This window comes from Mycetocola sp. Y171, from assembly GCF_056713165.1.
In genome coordinates, this window is the sequence record NZ_JBWYGX010000002.1 from 1,234,204 (window position 1) to 1,251,294 (window position 17,091).

15 protein-coding genes are annotated in these 17,091 nt (G+C 65.5%); 10 read left to right on the top strand and 5 right to left on the bottom strand.

The window, feature by feature from the left end; genetic code table 11:
- Positions 1-35: 35 nt before the first annotated feature.
- From AC1M2K_RS15630 to AC1M2K_RS15650, 5 genes are all read left to right on the top strand, one after another.
- Entirely contained in the window at positions 36-1,355 is a 1,320-nt protein-coding gene (locus AC1M2K_RS15630; protein ID WP_480241657.1) for an ABC transporter substrate-binding protein, read from the top strand.
- Between the two features lie 142 nt (positions 1,356-1,497).
- Positions 1,498-2,352: a carbohydrate ABC transporter permease gene (locus AC1M2K_RS15635; protein ID WP_480241658.1), complete on the top strand. Its 855-nt coding sequence runs from the start codon at positions 1,498-1,500 to the stop codon at positions 2,350-2,352.
- The gene (locus tag AC1M2K_RS15640; protein ID WP_480236243.1) at positions 2,349-3,179 is read left to right on the top strand and encodes a carbohydrate ABC transporter permease; all 831 of its coding nucleotides are present in this window, start codon (positions 2,349-2,351) and stop codon (positions 3,177-3,179) included. The genes AC1M2K_RS15635 and AC1M2K_RS15640 overlap by 4 nt, the downstream gene beginning before the upstream one ends.
- The gene (locus AC1M2K_RS15645) at positions 3,176-5,266 is read left to right on the top strand and encodes an alpha-L-rhamnosidase-related protein (RefSeq protein WP_480241659.1); all 2,091 of its coding nucleotides are present in this window, start codon (positions 3,176-3,178) and stop codon (positions 5,264-5,266) included. Before AC1M2K_RS15640 ends, AC1M2K_RS15645 begins: the two co-directional genes overlap by 4 nt.
- Before the next feature lie 27 nt (positions 5,267-5,293).
- The gene (locus AC1M2K_RS15650; RefSeq protein WP_480241660.1) at positions 5,294-5,716 is read left to right on the top strand and encodes a DUF1801 domain-containing protein; all 423 of its coding nucleotides are present in this window, start codon (positions 5,294-5,296) and stop codon (positions 5,714-5,716) included.
- A 7-nt stretch (positions 5,717-5,723) separates the two neighbouring features.
- Here AC1M2K_RS15650 and AC1M2K_RS15655 read toward each other — a convergent pair whose 3' ends face one another.
- On the bottom strand, positions 5,724-6,710 hold the full coding sequence (locus AC1M2K_RS15655) for a LacI family DNA-binding transcriptional regulator (RefSeq protein ID WP_480236240.1): 987 nt from the start codon (positions 6,708-6,710) through the stop codon (positions 5,724-5,726).
- A gap of 184 nt (positions 6,711-6,894) precedes the next feature.
- Between AC1M2K_RS15655 and AC1M2K_RS15660 the strand changes: the two genes are divergently transcribed.
- The 3 genes from AC1M2K_RS15660 (at position 6,895) to AC1M2K_RS15670 (ending at position 9,796) form a co-directional block, all read left to right on the top strand.
- Entirely contained in the window at positions 6,895-7,935 is a 1,041-nt protein-coding gene (locus AC1M2K_RS15660; protein ID WP_480241661.1) for a ribokinase, read from the top strand.
- Positions 7,932-8,402, top strand: coding sequence for an RpiB/LacA/LacB family sugar-phosphate isomerase (locus AC1M2K_RS15665; RefSeq protein WP_480241662.1), 471 nt, complete (start codon positions 7,932-7,934; stop codon positions 8,400-8,402). The genes AC1M2K_RS15660 and AC1M2K_RS15665 overlap by 4 nt, the downstream gene beginning before the upstream one ends.
- Positions 8,403-8,464: 62 nt before the next feature.
- Positions 8,465-9,796 (top strand): MFS transporter, encoded by a 1,332-nt coding sequence (locus tag AC1M2K_RS15670; RefSeq protein ID WP_480236237.1) that lies wholly within the window; start codon positions 8,465-8,467, stop codon positions 9,794-9,796.
- Between the two features lie 65 nt (positions 9,797-9,861).
- Here the strand turns inward: AC1M2K_RS15670 and AC1M2K_RS15675 are convergent, their stop codons facing one another.
- The 3 genes from AC1M2K_RS15675 to AC1M2K_RS15685 all read right to left on the bottom strand — a co-directional run bounded on the left by AC1M2K_RS15675 (position 9,862) and on the right by AC1M2K_RS15685 (position 13,536).
- Entirely contained in the window at positions 9,862-10,344 is a 483-nt protein-coding gene (locus tag AC1M2K_RS15675; protein WP_480241663.1) for a hypothetical protein, read from the bottom strand.
- Positions 10,344-11,744 carry an APC family permease gene (locus AC1M2K_RS15680; protein ID WP_480241664.1) on the bottom strand — a complete coding sequence of 467 codons (1,401 nt, stop codon included), beginning with the start codon at positions 11,742-11,744 and terminating at the stop codon, positions 10,344-10,346. The genes AC1M2K_RS15675 and AC1M2K_RS15680 overlap by 1 nt, the downstream gene beginning before the upstream one ends.
- A gap of 118 nt (positions 11,745-11,862) precedes the next feature.
- A complete protein-coding gene (locus AC1M2K_RS15685; protein ID WP_480241665.1) occupies positions 11,863-13,536 on the bottom strand; it encodes an alkaline phosphatase D family protein in 1,674 nt (557 codons plus the stop codon).
- Positions 13,537-13,804: 268 nt separating this feature from the next.
- Between AC1M2K_RS15685 and AC1M2K_RS15690 the strand changes: the two genes are divergently transcribed.
- On the top strand, positions 13,805-14,452 hold the full coding sequence (locus AC1M2K_RS15690) for a hypothetical protein (protein WP_480241666.1): 648 nt from the start codon (positions 13,805-13,807) through the stop codon (positions 14,450-14,452).
- Positions 14,449-14,955 carry an RNA polymerase sigma factor gene (locus AC1M2K_RS15695; RefSeq protein ID WP_480241667.1) on the top strand — a complete coding sequence of 169 codons (507 nt, stop codon included), beginning with the start codon at positions 14,449-14,451 and terminating at the stop codon, positions 14,953-14,955. Before AC1M2K_RS15690 ends, AC1M2K_RS15695 begins: the two co-directional genes overlap by 4 nt.
- A gap of 52 nt (positions 14,956-15,007) precedes the next feature.
- Here AC1M2K_RS15695 and AC1M2K_RS15700 read toward each other — a convergent pair whose 3' ends face one another.
- Positions 15,008-17,065, bottom strand: coding sequence for a PhoX family protein (locus AC1M2K_RS15700; RefSeq protein ID WP_480241668.1), 2,058 nt, complete (start codon positions 17,063-17,065; stop codon positions 15,008-15,010).
- Between the last annotated feature and the right edge of the window lie 26 nt (positions 17,066-17,091).

Sequence of the window (17,091 nt, forward strand, 5' to 3'; positions counted from 1 at the left end):
ATCCAACAGTGCAGTTGCTTTACATGGAGGTAAAGATGATGGTCCCCCGTACGTCGCGACGCTCGGTCGTCGCCATAGGCGCAGGCGGTATAGCCCTGTCGCTAGCACTCGCCGGCTGTTCCGCCGGGGATTCCGATTCGGGCGGCACCACCACGCTCAGCTATCTCGTCGACAACCAGGAGGCGACGGTCGCGACCGCCGAGGCCCTCGCGACGGCGTTCACCGAGGAAAACCCTGACATCAAGATCGACGTCGAAACTCGCCCGCAGGGCGCGGACGGCGACAACCTCATCAAGACGCGTCTGTCCACTGGAGAGATGAGCGACGTGTTCGCCTACAACTCCGGGTCGCTCCTTCAGGCACTGACCCCGAAGTCCACCCTCGTCGATCTCTCCGACGAGGCATGGATCGACAAGCTCGACAAGAACTTCATCGACTCGGTGGGCGGCGACGACGGCGTCTTCGGCGTGCCGATGGGGCAGGCAATGGCCGGCGCCGTGCTGTACAACAAGGACATCTACGCAGAGCTCGGCCTCGAGATTCCCACCACCTGGGATGAGTTCATCGCCAACAGCGAGGCGATCAAGGATGCCGGGACGGCCGCGCCGATCGTGCAGACCTATGGCGAAACATGGACCTCGCAGCTCTTCGTGCTCGGAGACTTCAACAACGTCCTCGCGGAAGACCCCGACTGGGCCGAGAAATACACCAACAATGAGGCCAAGTACGTCGATGAACCCGCCTCCGCAGGCTTCGAGCACCTTCAGGAGGCATTCGAAGCCGGGCTGTTCAACGAGGACTTCGCGTCGGCAGGCTACGCGGACGGCGTCACCATGGTTGCTACAGGCGCAGGCGCGCACTACCCGATGCTCACCTTCGCCGCGTCACAACTGATGACGACGAATCCCGAAGCCGCCGACACCGTCGGGACGTTCCCACTGCCCGGTCCGGACGCCGAAACGAACGGGCTCACCGTGTGGATGCCGGGCGCGGTCTACATCCCCCAGTCGACCGAGGGCGAGAAGCTCGAAGCCGCGAAAAAGTTCGTGGAGTGGCTCGTCACACCGGAGAGCTGCGACATCCAGGCCGAGACCACGGCACCCCAGGGTCCGTTCGTCGTCGAGGGTTGCGAACTGCCCGACGACGTGCCGGCGATCGTCTCCGACCTCCAGCCGTACTTCGACGAGGAGAAGACGAACCTCGCCCTCGAGTTCCTCTCCCCCATCAAAGGCCCTGCGCTCGAACAGATCACGGTCGCGGTCGGCTCCGGAATCACCTCTGCCGCCGACGGCGCAGCACAGTATGACGAGGATGTGAAAAAGCAGGCACAGCAGCTCGGCATCGAGGGCTGGTAAGCCGCATCCATGACCTGCGGGGCCGGGCAGCAGTCCGGCCCCGCAGGCACATCCGGGAGATCACACAATGACCACAGCGACAACACCAACCTCCACATCGCGCGGGGACGTCACCCCTCCGCAACCAGCCAAGCGTCGGCAAATGAAGAGCTCGTACCCGACCTGGTTCTTCATTCCGGCTGGCGTCTTCTATGTCGTCCTCTTCCTCGTTCCCACGCTCGCGTCGTTCTACTTCTCACTCACGCGCTGGACCCTCTTCGAGGTCGAATTCATCGGCTTCGCCAACTTCGTGCGGTTCTTCCAGGAACCACAACTGGTGCAGGGTTTCATCAACACCTTCATCTACGCCTTCATCACGTCGGCCTCCAAGGTCGTACTGGGCCTCCTGCTCGGCGTCTTCCTCAGTTCGCAGATCATCGGACGCGGTTTCCTGCGAGCTACCATCTTCTTCCCCGTGCTTGTCAGCACCATCGGCGTGGGCATCCTGTTCAAGGTGCTGATGGACCCGTTCGGCGGCCCTATCAACGAGACCCTTGCGGCGATCGGGATCCAGGGCCCTGCATGGCTGACCGACCCGTCGATAGCTTTGCTCTCGGTCGCCCTCGTCGACATCTGGAAGGGTGTCGGTCTTGCAACGCTCATCTACATCGCCGGCATGGTCGCGATTCCCCAGGAGTACTTCGAAGCCGCGAAAGTCGACGGCGCCGGGGCGTGGAACAACTTCCGGCACATCACACTTCCACTGCTCCGCCCCGCGACGGTGACCGTTGTCCTGCTCTCCCTCATCGGAGGCCTGCGATCGTTCGACCTGATCTGGGCGATGACCGGTGGAGGTCCTGGCTTCACCAGTGACGTGCTCGCATCTGTCATCTACAAGCAGTACCAGGCCGGGTTCTTCGGCCTCTCCACTGCCGGAAACGTCGTTCTGTTCGTCGTCGTCGGCGCGATCATCTTCCCACTGTCGTGGTGGCTCAACCGAAAGGGGGACGCACAATGAGAAATGTCGCCTGGAAGTGGGGCGCCGGCATCGTCGCCATCGTTCTCGCCCTCATCGTCTTCATCGTCCCGTTCGCGTTCATCGTCTTCACGGCTGGAAAAACGCAGGCGGAGGCAGCTGCCCTCGAATTCACGTGGCCCACCGAGTGGGTGCTGTTCGACAACATCATCACCGTCATCCAGAACCGCGACTTCCTGCTGGTCCGGGCATTTCTCAACAGCACCATCCTGACCGTCGTGGCGGTCTCCGTCATGGTGGTGCTGGCTGCGATGGTGGGGTACGTCCTGCAGCGCCGGAGGTCGCGCTGGAATCCGCTGGTGAACGGTCTCGTCCTTGCCGGCCTCATCATTCCACCGGCTGTCGTGCCCACCATCTGGGTCCTGCAGGGTCTCGAGATGTTCAAGACGCTGCCCGGCCTCATCGCGGTGCACGTCGCATTCGGTCTGTCGTTCTGCATCCTATTGTTCCGTGCGTTCGTCTCCACGATCCCGCGCGAGCTCGACGAGGCGGCGATCATCGACGGCGCCGGCCCGCTCAAGCTCTTCTTCCGCGTGATCTTCCCGCTGCTGCGTTCAGTAATCGTCACGGTCATCGTCGTGCAGTCCGTCTTCGTCTTCAGCGACTTCACCTATGCGCTGTACTTCCTGCCGGGAGATGAGAACGCCACCGTGCAGTTGACGACATTCAACTTCATCTCCCAATCGGTGAGTTCGTTCAATCTCCTCTTCGCGGATGTACTCCTCATCACGATCCCGCCGCTGATCATGTACATCTTCTTCCAGCGAGAGATCGTCGCCGGCATGACCTCCGGTGCCGTGAAGGGGTGACCGGAGACCAGCGGCTGCCTGGCACGGCAGCAGAAGTCCGCGCCTGCGTTCGTGAACGCTCTCCCCAGCCTTTCGAGGATGCCGCTGTCAAGCAATCTCCGGATGGGACGGCGTGGGTATACGGACCCGGACAGTATGAACTCGCCCTGCTGGCCCGGCTGGTAGACGACGGCTTCGCCGCCAACCGCAACGTGCATTACCCGCGCAACTACGGACGGGCCTCCTGCGCGGCGTCGTTCGTCGCGACGACCACGGATGCCGCGACCGTCACCGTGCGCATCGCCGGCACGCTGACCGCGGCTACCGTGAACGGCGTGCCCAGCACCCGCGACGTCCTCGATCAGTCCGCAAGAGTTCTCTCGGTCACCGCTCCAGCAGGCGCCGAGGTCCGCGTCGACGTCACCGGGGCCGAGGGTGAGGTTCCCGGTGTTTTGGTCGATCGGGACGCGCCGCTCCGGAACTGGCAGGCGCGGACCGGTGACGGTGCGTGGGAGGCCGTACTCCCCCGACACGGCGGCGACGTCGCACCGCACCTCGAACAGGCCGGCTCGGTCGAAGTCGTCGCGCTCGGCATCGGCGACTCGCTGTTCGACGTGGGCGCGCCTGTGCTCGGCCGCCCGATCTTCCCGCCTGGCCATCCCCCGCGTGTGTCCAGCGGCGAGAGCATCGACGAGGCCCGCGCCGACCCGGACACACATGAAACGCGGCACGAGCTCGTCGCCATGGGCGATGGGGGCTGGACGACGAGACATCTGCTCGGCTTCCGATACCTTTCCGTCGAATCGAGCGTTCCCCTCGCATCCGTCGTCGTGCAGGCATCCGTGCCCCCGGTCGACCGCCCGGGAGCATTCGCCTGCTCCGATGACCGGCTCACCCGCATCTGGGCTGCATCGCAGTACACCCTACGTCTCTGTATGCAGGGACTGATGATCGACGGGATCAAACGTGATCGGATGCCGTGGGCCGGCGACCAGGCGTTGAGCACACTCGCCAACGCCTACGCGCTCGGGGTCGGTGGTGTCGTCGCCGACGGACTTGTCGCGCTGGGCCGACCCGATCACGGATACGTGAACGGGATCGCCGACTATTCACTCTGGTGGGTGGTGAACGCCGGCCTTCGCCTGCGGTATTTCGGCGATCTCTCCTTCGCCGCCACGGAAGCGGACCGACTCGACGCGTTCGTCACCGACCTGGCCCGACACTCGGGAGAAGACGGGGTGTTCCGGCCCACGAACCAGCCAGGCGGTTTCGTCGACGCCGGGCACGGCTCGGTGTTCCTCGACTGGGGCCTCACACTGGAAATCGGCCGCGATCCGATCGCCCTGCAGATGCTCTGGTACTGGGCACTTCGCAGCGCACATCGGGTACTCGCGGCGACGCAGCATCCGAACGCCCGACGGTGGGGCGAACTGGCCACGGACCTCGCCACCACCCTTCGGCAACGCGGGTGGCTGCCGACCCATGGGCGCTGGGCCGACTACCTCGACGCCCGGGAGTCCGAACAGCCGGCCCGCTACGCCAACTTCCTCGCGGTGCTCTCCGGGATCCACAACGGAAGCGAGATCCCCGCGGGTGTGGCGGATGCCATTCGCGTGGGCGCCGCCGGGACACCCTTCATGACGGCCTTCCGTCTCCGGGCCATGCTCGCGGCGGGAGACACGCCTGCGGCGCTCGAGCAGGTGCGGGAGACGTGGGGCGCGATGCTCGATCGCGGCCCTGGCACGTTCTGGGAGGAAGCGACCGTCGGCGACGACATCCTCGCGATGTACGGCCGGCCGTTCGGCCGCAGTCTCAGCCACGCCTGGGCATCGGGTCCTGCCGTCATCCTGCCGGAGGCGGTTCTCGGGGTGCGACCCATCGACGACGGATGGGCCCGGTTCGAGGTGCGCCCGGAACTCGGTGACCTCGACTGGGCGAGCGTCGTCATCCCGGCTCCTTCCGGCGACATCGTCGTCGTCGCCACTCGAGGGCGGACCACGGTGGAGATTCCCGCCGGAACGACGCTGATGCGAGATGACCGCGCCATTCCCGGTCCGGACACCGTCGAGTGGCCGTCACCGGCGGAGGAGTCTGCAGCAGTACGCTGAGGGTCCAGCACGAGCTCGAGGAGACGCATGGCAGCGAAACAGCCCGCAATGTCGCCGTCCGACCTGCCGGTCGCTGAGGTGCTCGACCGTGCCACCGGCCCCAGGCGTGCAGAGGCTGACGAGCTGCTCGCTCTCTTCGGCGAGATCAGCGGTGAGGAGCCCGTCGTCTGGGCGGGCCGCATCATCGGGTTCGGTGAGTTCGAGTATCGCTACGAGAGCGGACATGGCGGCCGTTCTCCCCTGCTCGCATTCGCGCCAGGGCCGACGAAGCACACGATTTACCTCGCCGACGACTTCTCGGTGCGCTGGCCCGATCTCCTGGCGGGGCTCGGCACCTACCGTGCGAGCAAGGTCTGTCTTTACCTCACGCGGCTGACGGATGTCGACCGCGGCGCGCTGCGATCACTGCTGGAACGCTCACTCGCCGAAGCGCTGTCGCAGGCGAACTGAACGCGCCCTAGGACTCCGAACGATCGATGAACGTGGTCGCGATCCGCTGAGACTCGACGGTTCCGCCTGCGATGAGTTCGAGCAGCCCGGCGACGCCGCGCCTGCCGATGGCGGCAGCGTCGTGCCTCACCGCGCTGATCGCCGGCGACACGAACTCGAACCACTCGAGATCGTCGAACGAGACCACCTCGATCTGGGAAGCCCACGAAGGGCCGAGACGGTGGCGCAGGGCACGCACCGCACCAAGAGTGGTTGGTCCGTTCGCTCCGAACACCGCCGTCGGCTGCGCTCCCCTGTCGAGAATGCGCACCATGGCGAGCTCGGCGCCGTCGGCGAGGAAGTCGCCGGCATCGATGAGCGCCTCGTCGGTGCTGATCCCGTGTGACGCCCTGCCTGCGAGGTAAGCCGCTTCACGCTCCGCGCCGGTCGAGATCGTGGTCGGGCCTCCGACGAAGGCAACGTCCGTGTGCCCTCTGGCCTGCAGCCAATCGAGGACGAGGCCGACGCCCTGACTGTTGTCCGTGGCGAAGAACGGCGCGTCGAGGCCTTCGACGAGCCGGTTGAGCAGCACCACCGGAAGACCTGACGCGAGGAGCGAGGTCAGCTGCGGAGTGAGAGGGCCCTGAGGAGCAAGCAGCAAACCGTCGATTCGCTGCGAGGCGAAGATGCGGAGGTACTGGTCAGCCTGGGTTTCGTCTTCGTTCGCGTTGGCGAGGATCACCGTGTAGCCCAGCCGCATCGCCTCCCGCTCAGCCGCATGCGCGAGCTCGGAGAAGAACGGGTTACGGATGTCGGAGACCAGCAGCCCGAGAACGTTCGTGCGCGCGCTGCGGAGCGATCGCGCCGGGCCGTTGGCGATGTAGTTCAGCTCGGCCGCGGCAGCCTGGACCCGGGAACGCGACCGGGGCGACGTGTTGCCACCGCCGCTGAGCACGCGCGACGCTGTGCCGAGGGAGACTCCCGCTCGCTCCGCGACATCTTTGATCGTCGGCATAGGTCAACTTCCACTGGAAACGTTTCATCAGTTTCCAACACAGGACCGCGCCGCGCAAATCCCTCGCCGCGCGTCGTGCCGAATGCTGGATGGCGAGGCGCTCCAGGTCCGAGGTTGCGCTCCCGTCGACGTTAAGCAATAGTGGAAACGTTCCCAATTGGAAACGTTTCCACGCGGAGGATCAATGCCGACCATCAACGATGACGCTCGTGACGCGACCGTCTTTCCCGGAGCCGCCTCGCGTGTTCCGAGCGAAGACGTGACCGCTGGACGTCGCATTTTCGTCGTCGGAAGCGTGAACCGGGACATCCTCGTCAGGACTCCGCGGCATCCCTCCCCCGGAGAAACCGTGACCGGCAGTCGGCTCGACACCGGCCTCGGCGGGAAAGGCCTCAACCAGGCAGTCGCAGCTGCGCGCGCCGGTGCAACGGTCATCATGGTCGGCGCTGTCGGCGACGACGATGCCGGGGATGCCGCTCGCGACCGGCTCCGGTCGGACGGAGTCGACATCGACAGGATGGTCGTCCGCAGCGACGTGCACACCGGATACGCGGTCGTGACGGTGGATGACTCGGGCGAGAACTCCATCGTCGTCGTCCCAGGTGCGAACGGAACCCTCGACGGCGATGACGTGACCCGCCTGCTCACCGGTCTCCGCACGACCGACATCGTCGTCCTGCAGAACGAACTGCCCGCGTCAGCAGCCTCGGCCGCGGCCCGGGTGGCACGGACCGCGGGGGCGACCGTGGTCTGGAACGCGGCTCCCGCTCCGACCGCCCTCGACAACATTCCCGACGTGATCGACGTGCTGATCGTCAACGAACATGAGCTTCTCTGCGTCGCCGAACTCCTCGGTCTCGAGGACCAGGACAGGGACGGGCTCATCGGCGCTGTCGGCCGGCGGCTGGATGCCGTCGTCGTCTGCACGCTGGGTGCGGACGGTTCCATCGTCATCGACGGTGTCCGCAGCGAAAGCGTGCCTGCGGCATCCGTCGACGTGGTCGACACCACCGCGGCAGGCGACACGTTCATCGGATACCTCGCCAGCGCCCTTCCGTTCGACGGCGTCTCAGCTGCGCACCTGCGCGTCGCCGGGGCTGCGGCTGGTCTCACCGTCACCCGACCCGGTGCGTCCGAGTCGATCCCCTACCTCCTCGACGTCGACCGGTCCCTGGACCTGTCCGTCGCCGCCCCAGCCAACCAGCCGATTTGGAGCACATCATGAAGGTCTCACTGGGAGCCGACCACGCCGGCTTCCCTTACAAACAGCTCGTGCACGACGCGATCACGGCCCTCGGGCACGAGGTCATCGATTGCGGGACCCACAACACCGACCCGGTCGACTTTCCCGACATCACCGTGGCGACGTGCATCCCGGTTCTCGATGGCCGCGCAGATCGTGCGATCCTCGTCTGCGGCTCAGGCGCCGGAGCGATCATGGCTGCCAACAAGATCCGTGGCATCCGGTGCGGACTCGCGAACGAGCCGTTCTCCGCGCACCAGGCCGTCGAACACGATGACGCCAACGCCATCGCGCTCGGAGCGTGGCTTGCGCCCCGAGCCTTCATCGGCGAGATCGTCGCGAACTTCCTCAACGCGACCTTCGATGACGACGAAGACACTCGTCGCCGGGTCGCGAAGCTCAACGCACTCGACGACCGCACCTCTTCCCTCGTCCCTGAACTGACCTGACCCACAACCACCTCGCACGGCTGCCACGCAATCATCTGTGGCACGATCAAAGGAGATCCACTATGACGGACACCACCATCGACAAACCACGGACATCACTCCGCGGGTCACCCGACCGGCTCAAGACATCGATCGCCGCCGGTATCGGGACGAGCGTCGAGAACTACGACTTCATCGCCTACGGCACCGCCTCCGCTCTGTACTTCGGCGCGGTGTTCTTCCCCGAGGAAGACCGGTTCATCGGCACACTGCTGAGCTTCGCCACCCTGGCCGTCGGGTTCCTGATGCGCCCGCTCGGTGGCGCCATCGGCGGTTACATGGCTGACCGGTTCGGACGCAAACCCGTTCTGGTCGCAGCCATGATCGTGATGGGAGGCGCGACCTTCTGCATCGGCATCCTTCCGACCTACGCGACGGTCGGCATCCTCGCACCGATCCTGCTCGTCCTCATCCGGATGATCCAGGGTCTCGCCTTCGGAGCGGAGTGGGGTGGGGCCATCACCATGGCCTACGAGCACGCGCCGGCGAACCGACGCGGCATGTACGCGGCGATCCCCCAGGCGGGTAACCCTCTCGGCATCGCGATGGCCAGCGCGATGTTCGTCTTCAGCGCCGGGCTCGAAGGCGACTGGCAGTGGCGGACGCCGTTCCTCCTCAGCGCGGTGCTTGTCATCGCTGCACTGTTCGTCCGCTCGCGCCTCAGTGAATCACCTGAATTCGAAGATGCCAAGGCGTCGGGCCAGACGGTGAAGAACCCGTTCCTCAGCGCGTGGCGCAACGACTGGAAGAGCATCCTCCGGGTCGTCTCCCTCCGCATCGTCGAGTCCTTCACCTACTACTCGACGGCAACGTACCTCCTGAACTACATGGCGGAGCGCTTCCCGGACATCAGGCCACTCGCGCTCGGGGCGATCACCGCCGCGAGCCTCGTGGCGATCTTCATCACTTTTGCCGCCGGAAGCCTGAGCGACAAGGTCGGTCGAAAGCCCCTGTACATCGCAGGATGCATCGCCGCAATGGCGTTCGCGTTCCCGATGTACCTGCTCACCAACGACGCCGTCCCCGCGCTGGTCGTGCTCACCTTCATCATCGGCATCGGTGTCATCCACGCCACCCTCACCGGTGTGCAGGGTTCCCTGCTGACCGAACAGTTCGGCACGGCTACCCGCACCTCCGGCGCGTCGATGGGCTACCAGATCGCCGCATCGGTCGGCGGGTTCGCTCCGCTCATCGCGGCCCTCGCGGTCGGAGCGATCGGCTGGCCCGGAGCATCGCTGGTCGTTCTCCTCGCTGCGACGATCGGCCTCATCGGCATCCTCACGACCCGTGAGACCTGGGGCAAGGCGGAGCGTCGACGCGTCGCCGAACTGCTCGCTGCCGAGGATGCTCGGTAACGACGAGCTGATCACAGACTCGTGGGAGGCCGGTTCACACCGGCCTCCCACGAGTCTTTCGTCTGTCAGCCCTGTGCCGGGCCGCGGACGGTGACGGGACTCTGGACCATCACGAGCAGGCGTTGCCCGTCGTTCCATGACACTTCGACGATCCATTCCCCGTCGGCTTCGCTCAGGCGGTAGACGTCAGAATGGAAACCATCGGCCTCGACAATCGACTCCGCCGTCCAGCGCTCGGCAATGAGGTGCTCGCCGAGGGCGGCCGCCGCGGCAGGCAACGGGTCGTCGAGCGTGAGGGTCGATTCTGTCGTCCAGTGCGCCACCTGACGTTCCGCAGGGACGAGCCACTCGGATTCATCGAACCAGGCCCGGGAACTGACTGTCTGGTCGGCGGCGTCAGGCAGCTGCGCGAGAAGTTCCGCGTGGATCCCCTCTGCCCGTGTCTCGTAGTCGTCGAGCCGGCTGTCCGGCGGTGCCACGCATCCGGCCAGGATCGCGGCAAGCGCCGCCGCCCCGATGACGACCGGGACTCGACGTCGGCGAGACATCACCCGCGACGACGACGTGAGGCGGTGTAGATGCGCTCGGCAATCCACAACACGATGCCGATCGCCAGGAGCACGAGCGCGATCCCGTACTGCCCGGCGGGCCGACCGGAGGTCCACGGGAAGACCAGGTACAGGCAGGTGATCGCCCCGATGACCGGCAGGAAGACGGGTGTGTGGAAGTGCTTGTGGTCGACCGGCTGACGCCGCAGCACCAGCACGGCCACGTTGACGACCGCGAACACCGTGAGCAGGAGGAGCGACGTCGTGCCGCCCAGCAGAGCCACGATCGAGCCTTCGGCGTCGAGGGAGACGTAGACGATGAGGCCCAGCGCCAGTGCGCTCGTGAAGAGGATTGCCGCCCAGGGCGTCTGGCGCTTCGGAGCGATCTTCGAGAGGAATGGCGGCAGCACGTTCTGCCGGCTCATGCCGTAGAGCAGGCGGCTCGCCATCATCATGTTGATCAGTGCCGTGTTGGCGACCGCGAACATGGAGATGAACGGCAGAAGGTCGTTGATCGGGAAGCCGGGTGCCGCCGCCTCGACCGCCGTCACGAGCGGGGTCTCGCTGCCGACCAGGTCTCCGATGGGGACCAGCGCGACAACGGTGATCGACACCAGCACGTAGATCACCGCAGCGATGCCGAGCCCGCTGAGCATCATCTTCGGGAAGATGCGGCTCGGGTCCTTCGTCTCCTCGGCCATGTTCACCGAATCTTCGAAGCCGACCATCGCGAAGAACGCGAGCGAGGTGGCCGTGCTCACCGCGAGTAAAACGTTCTTGTCCTCAGGCGTGTCGAAAGCGACGACCCGCGACCAGTCCGCGTTGCCGCCGGCGATCGCCCACATGCCGATGATGATGACGAGGAGAAGACCCGACAGTTCCACGAGGGTCAGGACGACGTTGAGCCACACGCTCTCGGACACGCCGCGAAGATTGACCAGCATGATGAGCACGATGAACGCGAGTGCGATGAGCATGGTCGGCAGCGTGTCGCCCGGAAGGCCGAAGGCGACGGTGAGGTTCGCCGCGAACGCCCGTGAGGCGGTCGACGCTGACGTGATGCCGGATGTCATGACGATGAAGCACACGATGAACGTGAAGAAGTGGATGCCGAATGCCTTGTGCGTGTACAGCGCGGCGCCCGCAGCTTGCGGATACTTCGTGACCAGCTCCAGATAGGAGAAGGCGGTCACAGTCGCGACGGCGAACGCCAGGAGGAAGGGCAGCCAGGCGGCTCCCCCGACCTCTGCGGCGACCTGGCCCGTGAGAGCGTAGATTCCCGTGCCGAGGATGTCTCCGACGATGAAAAGGAGCAGGAGCCCTGGCCCGAGCACCCGTTTCAGCTGCGGCTGCTCCGGTTCGACGGTTTTGACGACTTGCGTCCAGGACGGTTCACTCATCTTGTGCCCCTTTCCGAGCCCAGCGGATCACCTTTCCCTCGTCACCATAAACCCAGTCGCCACTCTGGTGCGAGCAATCCGCACCAACCAGCGACGGTTCCACCAGATTCGCCGCTGGTCAGGGCGACAGCGTGCTGTCCCTCTCCGCCGCCACGGTGATGGATGCGACCTCCTGGAGGCGTGGGTGCAGTTCGTCCCCGTGCTCGACGACGCCGGTGTGCCACGTCATGACGAGACCGTCTGATCCGTCCTGCAGCAGCGCGAGGTTGTTGTCGAACCACGGGCCCTTCACGGTCTTCCAGCGGAATGGCGGGTCGGGAACCCGAACCGAGCGCGCGGCCGCCGCCCCCAGAGGCGTCGCTGCGCCGTACGACATCGCCGCCGAGAACCAGCGCAGTAACCTCGGCAATGGGTTCCGCACGGGCGAGCAGACGGCTTGCACGATGCGACTGCCGCTCTGGCGCTCCACCTCCGCCAAATAGGAAAAGTGCACGTCGCCGGACAGGAAAGTTACGGTCAGCGGCGATGGGCCGCGCTCACCGTCAGCCAGCTCCGTCGCGATCCGGGCGACGGCCTGAAAGCTGTTCTGGAATGCTGCCCAGTGCTCCAGGTCGAAACCCTGCCGCAGCCGTTCGCCGACCCACGCGCCCAGCCGACCCCAGGCGCCCTGTGCGATTGCCTCATCCCAGGCCTCCACGTGGTGGAGTCCAAGGGGAAGGAGAAACGGCAGCGAAGTGCCCACAAGCACGTGGCGAAACCCGCCCACCATCCGCTCATCGAACCACGCCAGTTCCTGCACGTTCAGCACCCCGCGAGCCGAGGGCGTGAGATCCCTCGCGACGCGGGAGTCCACGACGATCAGCCGCACGTCATCGAAGTCGCGGCAGTAGCTCCAGCGGTAACTGCTCGGGTCTTTGTCGCAGCGGTCCGCGAACTCGTCGAGCGCGGCGCTGAGCTCGAGTGACGATGTGTCATCGTGCCCAGAGATCTGACGCCACAACTCGTCTGTTGCCCGTTCGCGGGGAGAGAGATTGCCGAGGTGCTGGTACACCCAGTAGGACGCCAGTCCGGCGACGATCCGTTCGTGCCACCAGGAGGTGGCCTCCATCTTCTTCTTCCACTCGAGCGATGCGTTCCAATCGTCGCGGATGTCGTGGTCGTCGAAAATCATGGCGGTGGGCACGCTCGAGAGCAGCCACCGATTGGCCTCGTCCGACCAGGCGAGTTGATAGAGGTGGGCGTACTCTTCGAAGTCTTTCAATTCCGCGCCGGGCTCCTGGTGGATGTCGCGCCGACTGCGGATGAATTCCTGCATCTCCCCCGTGGTCGAGTCGGCATACACCTGGTCACCGAGGAACAGCAGAAGATCCGGTCGTGGCTCGCGGCCGTCCGCCACCGCGAGCGCGAACGCTCGCAGTGAGTCGACCCCGTGGGTACGGTTGCCGGCACGGTCGTGGGGCACACTCGTGCGGCATGACCCGTACGCGATGCGCGGGTGTCTGCCCGGCATACGCGTGGCGATCACGGATGCCGGGTACTCGGAATCCGGAATTGGCCAGACGACAACCCCGTCGATCTCCACCTCGTACGGCCTGACGGTGCCCGGCTCGAGCCGATCGACTTCCACGAGCGCGTAGTTATGCCCGTGCACGGCAAAGCTGCGGGCCTGCCACGCTCGCCCCTCGGCGCGCACCGTGACCAGGCATCCGGCTCGTGTCTCCACCCAGATGCTCGCTGACGTCTCATCGACGTACCGCAGCATGGGTCCTAACACGAGCGACGACGTGGCCATGAAACTGTTCTACCGCGTGCAGGCCGGCGGGGGCCAGAGGTTCCAGTCGCGCGGCTTCTCCACAATGCCGCTCTATCCCGGACTCGGAGGAGACTCTTCCGCTGATGCCATGCTCGACGCACCGGTCATTGCTGAGCCCTGCGGGCCAGGCCGTGATCGTGAGCGGGTATGGGCGATCTTGCTGCTTCGTGGACGAATCGCGCCGCGCCGGACAGGTATTGAGTGAACCTATTCTGAGACGAGGAAAGAACTTATGGATCGAGAACCGTTGGATGACCTGCTGGACGCTTCGGCGCCGGCGCGACAGGTGATCGACAAGAAAGACCTGCATGTGATGCTCGCGGATGCGCGACGTGTGGCGCGTCCCTCGAGGAAGTATCGGCGCACAGCGATTTTTGGCGGGACCCTCGCGCTTCTGCTCGCAGGTGGGGCCGGCGTCGCGACGGCGGCTTCGGGCTGGCTGTGGGGCAATGGGCTGGAGAACCCCGACCGCTCCTACAGTTACACGTCTGCGACGTGGGGAGAGTGCGAGATCCGCTACAGCGCTGTCGACACGTATGATCCGACGATCCAGGGCGGCGTGGACCGCGCCGTCGATGACTGGTTCGCGAACACAGATATCGAGGCGGCCGCCGACCCGTTCGTGGCGAAGCATCTCGCAGCGCTTGAGGCTGCGCAGGCAGCGACGAACCAGGCCGACATCGATCCTCAGGCCGCGGAGATCAATGAGTGGACGGCCCACGACCAGGCCCTGCAAGAAGCCGCCGCCAACGCGTTGAAGGCGGCAGGGTTTGATCTCACCGATCTGCCCGCCCCGAAACTCCCGGAGTATGACTCGGACTTCGAGGATTTCGCCGCGCTGACGTGGCACAGCCAGCTGCACTGCAGCGGCGAAAACTGGAATGGCGACAAATGACGCGCCACGGAGAAGACGCGGCACTGATCATGGCCTTCGAGGCGAACGCGACGGACCTGCTGGCGTACCTCGCCCGACGCGCCGGCCCCGACGACGCTCCCGATCTCCTCAGTGAGACGATGGTCACCGCCTGGCGGCGGGTTCGCCACCTCCCCGCGGAATCGGAGCGGGCACGAATGTGGCTATTCGGGATCGCACGAAAAACGCTCCTCAACCATGCGCGTGGCGAGCACCGCCGATGGGCACTTGCCGACCGCATCCGGAGCCACAGCCACCATGACTCGGCGGCAACCTCTGCCGACGACGGCGCCGAGGTCCGGGACGCGATTGCCCGCCTCGACCCAGCTCTGGCGGAGCTCGTCCGGCTGGTCCACTGGGAAGGATTCACACTGACGGAAGCCGCGAAAATCCTGGACATCCCAGCGTCCACGGCGCGGAGTCGCTACCAGAAAGCGAAGGCAGACCTCCGCACAGCGCTGGTCCCTGAAGTTCCGGTCGTCTGACAATTCTCAGACGCACCGCGCTAGGCCTTCGTGGCGAATCGAGCAGGAGGCTCTAGCTCTGCCACACCTGCACGACCGACGGACGGGGCGCCGCGACCAGGCCCTTGCGGTTGACTGCGGTGTAGTCGGGGAAGTACGAGTGCTGGTTGGCGAAGCTGCCGTCTTCACCCGGGTGCTGAACGGCGACGTAGACCATCCGTTCATCGTCCCGGATGATGGGGCCGCAGGTCTCCGCTTCTCGCGGCACGGCTAGGAACTGGTCGACGCGGCCCCGATCGGCACCTTTCAGGCCCACCCGGAAGAGACCGTCGTTGTAGCCAATCGTGCCAGGCTGACCGTCGGTGGAGATCCACAGGTTGCCGGCTTTGTCGAAGGCCAGGTTGTCCGGGCACGAGATCGGTGAGACCTGGTCGACCGGGAAGCCGGCGAAGTACGTCGAGCCGGACACCGCCGGGTCACCGCAGACCAGCAGGATGGTCCACGCGAAGCTCGTGGCGGTGGCGTCGTTCCTCTTCTCGGTGATCTCAATCACGTGGCCATCGCGGTTGATCGTCTTCGGATTGACTTCATCGACACCCGCTTTGCCGAGCGTGCCCCGCTGGGTGTTGTTGGTGCAGGCGACGTACACCTTGCCGCTGGTGGGGTGGGGCTGCACGTCCTCCGGGCGATCCATCTTCGTGGCGCCGACAGCATCCGCAGCCAGACGGGTGTGCACGAGCACTTCCTCGACGGTGAAGCCGGGTACGGCGCTCTCACCATTCAGTGTGAGCGGCATCCATTTTCCGCTGCCGTCGAAGGCACCGTCGCTCGGCAGGGCACCGGTGCCGGTGATCTCGGCGGCCGGTGAATTGCCACTGAAGCGGGCGACGTAGAGGTCACCGGTCTCGAGGATCGTCTTGTTGTGTGCGCGGGCCTTGGCACTGTTTCCCTTGCGCAGAGTCTTGTGCGACACGAACTTGTACAGGTAGTCGAAGCGTTCGTCGTCGCCCATGTACGCCACGATCCGGCCGTCCGGCGCGACGGTGACGTTGGCGCCTTCATGCTTCATGCGCCCCATGGCGGTGTGCTTGACCGGGGTGGATGTGGGATCGAGCGGGTCGATCTCGACGATGTAGCCGAACCGGTTCGGTTCATTCACGTAGCCAGGGTTCGCTACCGCGTCGAATCGCGGCTCGATGGCTTCCCACCCGTAGGTGGACGCCGACGTGGACAGTCCGTACCGTTTCTGACCGGCGGTCGTGGCCGGCGACCGGAAGTAGTTGTTGAAGTTCTCTTCGCCGGAGAGCACGGTGCCCCACGGCGTCGTGCCGCCGGCGCAGTTGCCGAAGGTACCGACGGCGGTCATGCCTGTGGGGTCGCCCTGCGTCTTGAGCAGGTCGTGGCCAGCGGCCGGTCCGGTGAGGCGGAACGGGGTGGATGCCGTGACGCGGCGGTTGTAGGAGGAGGACCGCAGATAAGTCCACGGCCGGCCCTTCTTCTTCCGCTTCAGCTCGACGACGGCCATGCCGTGCGCAGCCATGGTGATGCGGAGCTGCTGCAGCCGCTCCTCCTCGTTCGCGGCGGTCGGAAACATGATGCCTGGGTTGGTGTATTCGTGGTTGGTGACCAGGAGGCCGCTGCGGCCACCACTGCCCTGAAGCTCGATGATGTCGAGGTAGTCGTTGTTGTAGCCGTACTGGAGCGCCTGCGCCTCGGCCGTCTGGTTGTCGATGTCGAACTCGGGCGCACCGGCCAGGATCGGGTCGCCCCAGCGGATGATCGGCGACCACTGGTAGCCGGCGGGTACCGTGAAGTCGTCCACCATCGAGTCCACGGGAGCGATGCGTGTGAACGACAGCCCGCGGCCAGTCGCCTGAGCGGCAGGCGTGCCGCCGAATGGGGTGTCGAATCCGGCAAAAGTGAGGGCCAGGGCGCCGGCACCCGCGCCGAGCAAGACCGAACGACGGGACAGAGCCACGCCGACGATGTCCTTGAAGTAGTCATTGTCGCTCTGGTTGCAGACGCCCATCGCGCAGGCGTTGCCGCACTTGAGCTGGCAGGTCACCGGGCTGCGCTTGCCTTTGGTGTGGCCGGCCATCGGCAGACTTTTCCGTGTTTCCTGCTGCGACATGATTCTGTTTCCCTCCGAGGCGACTC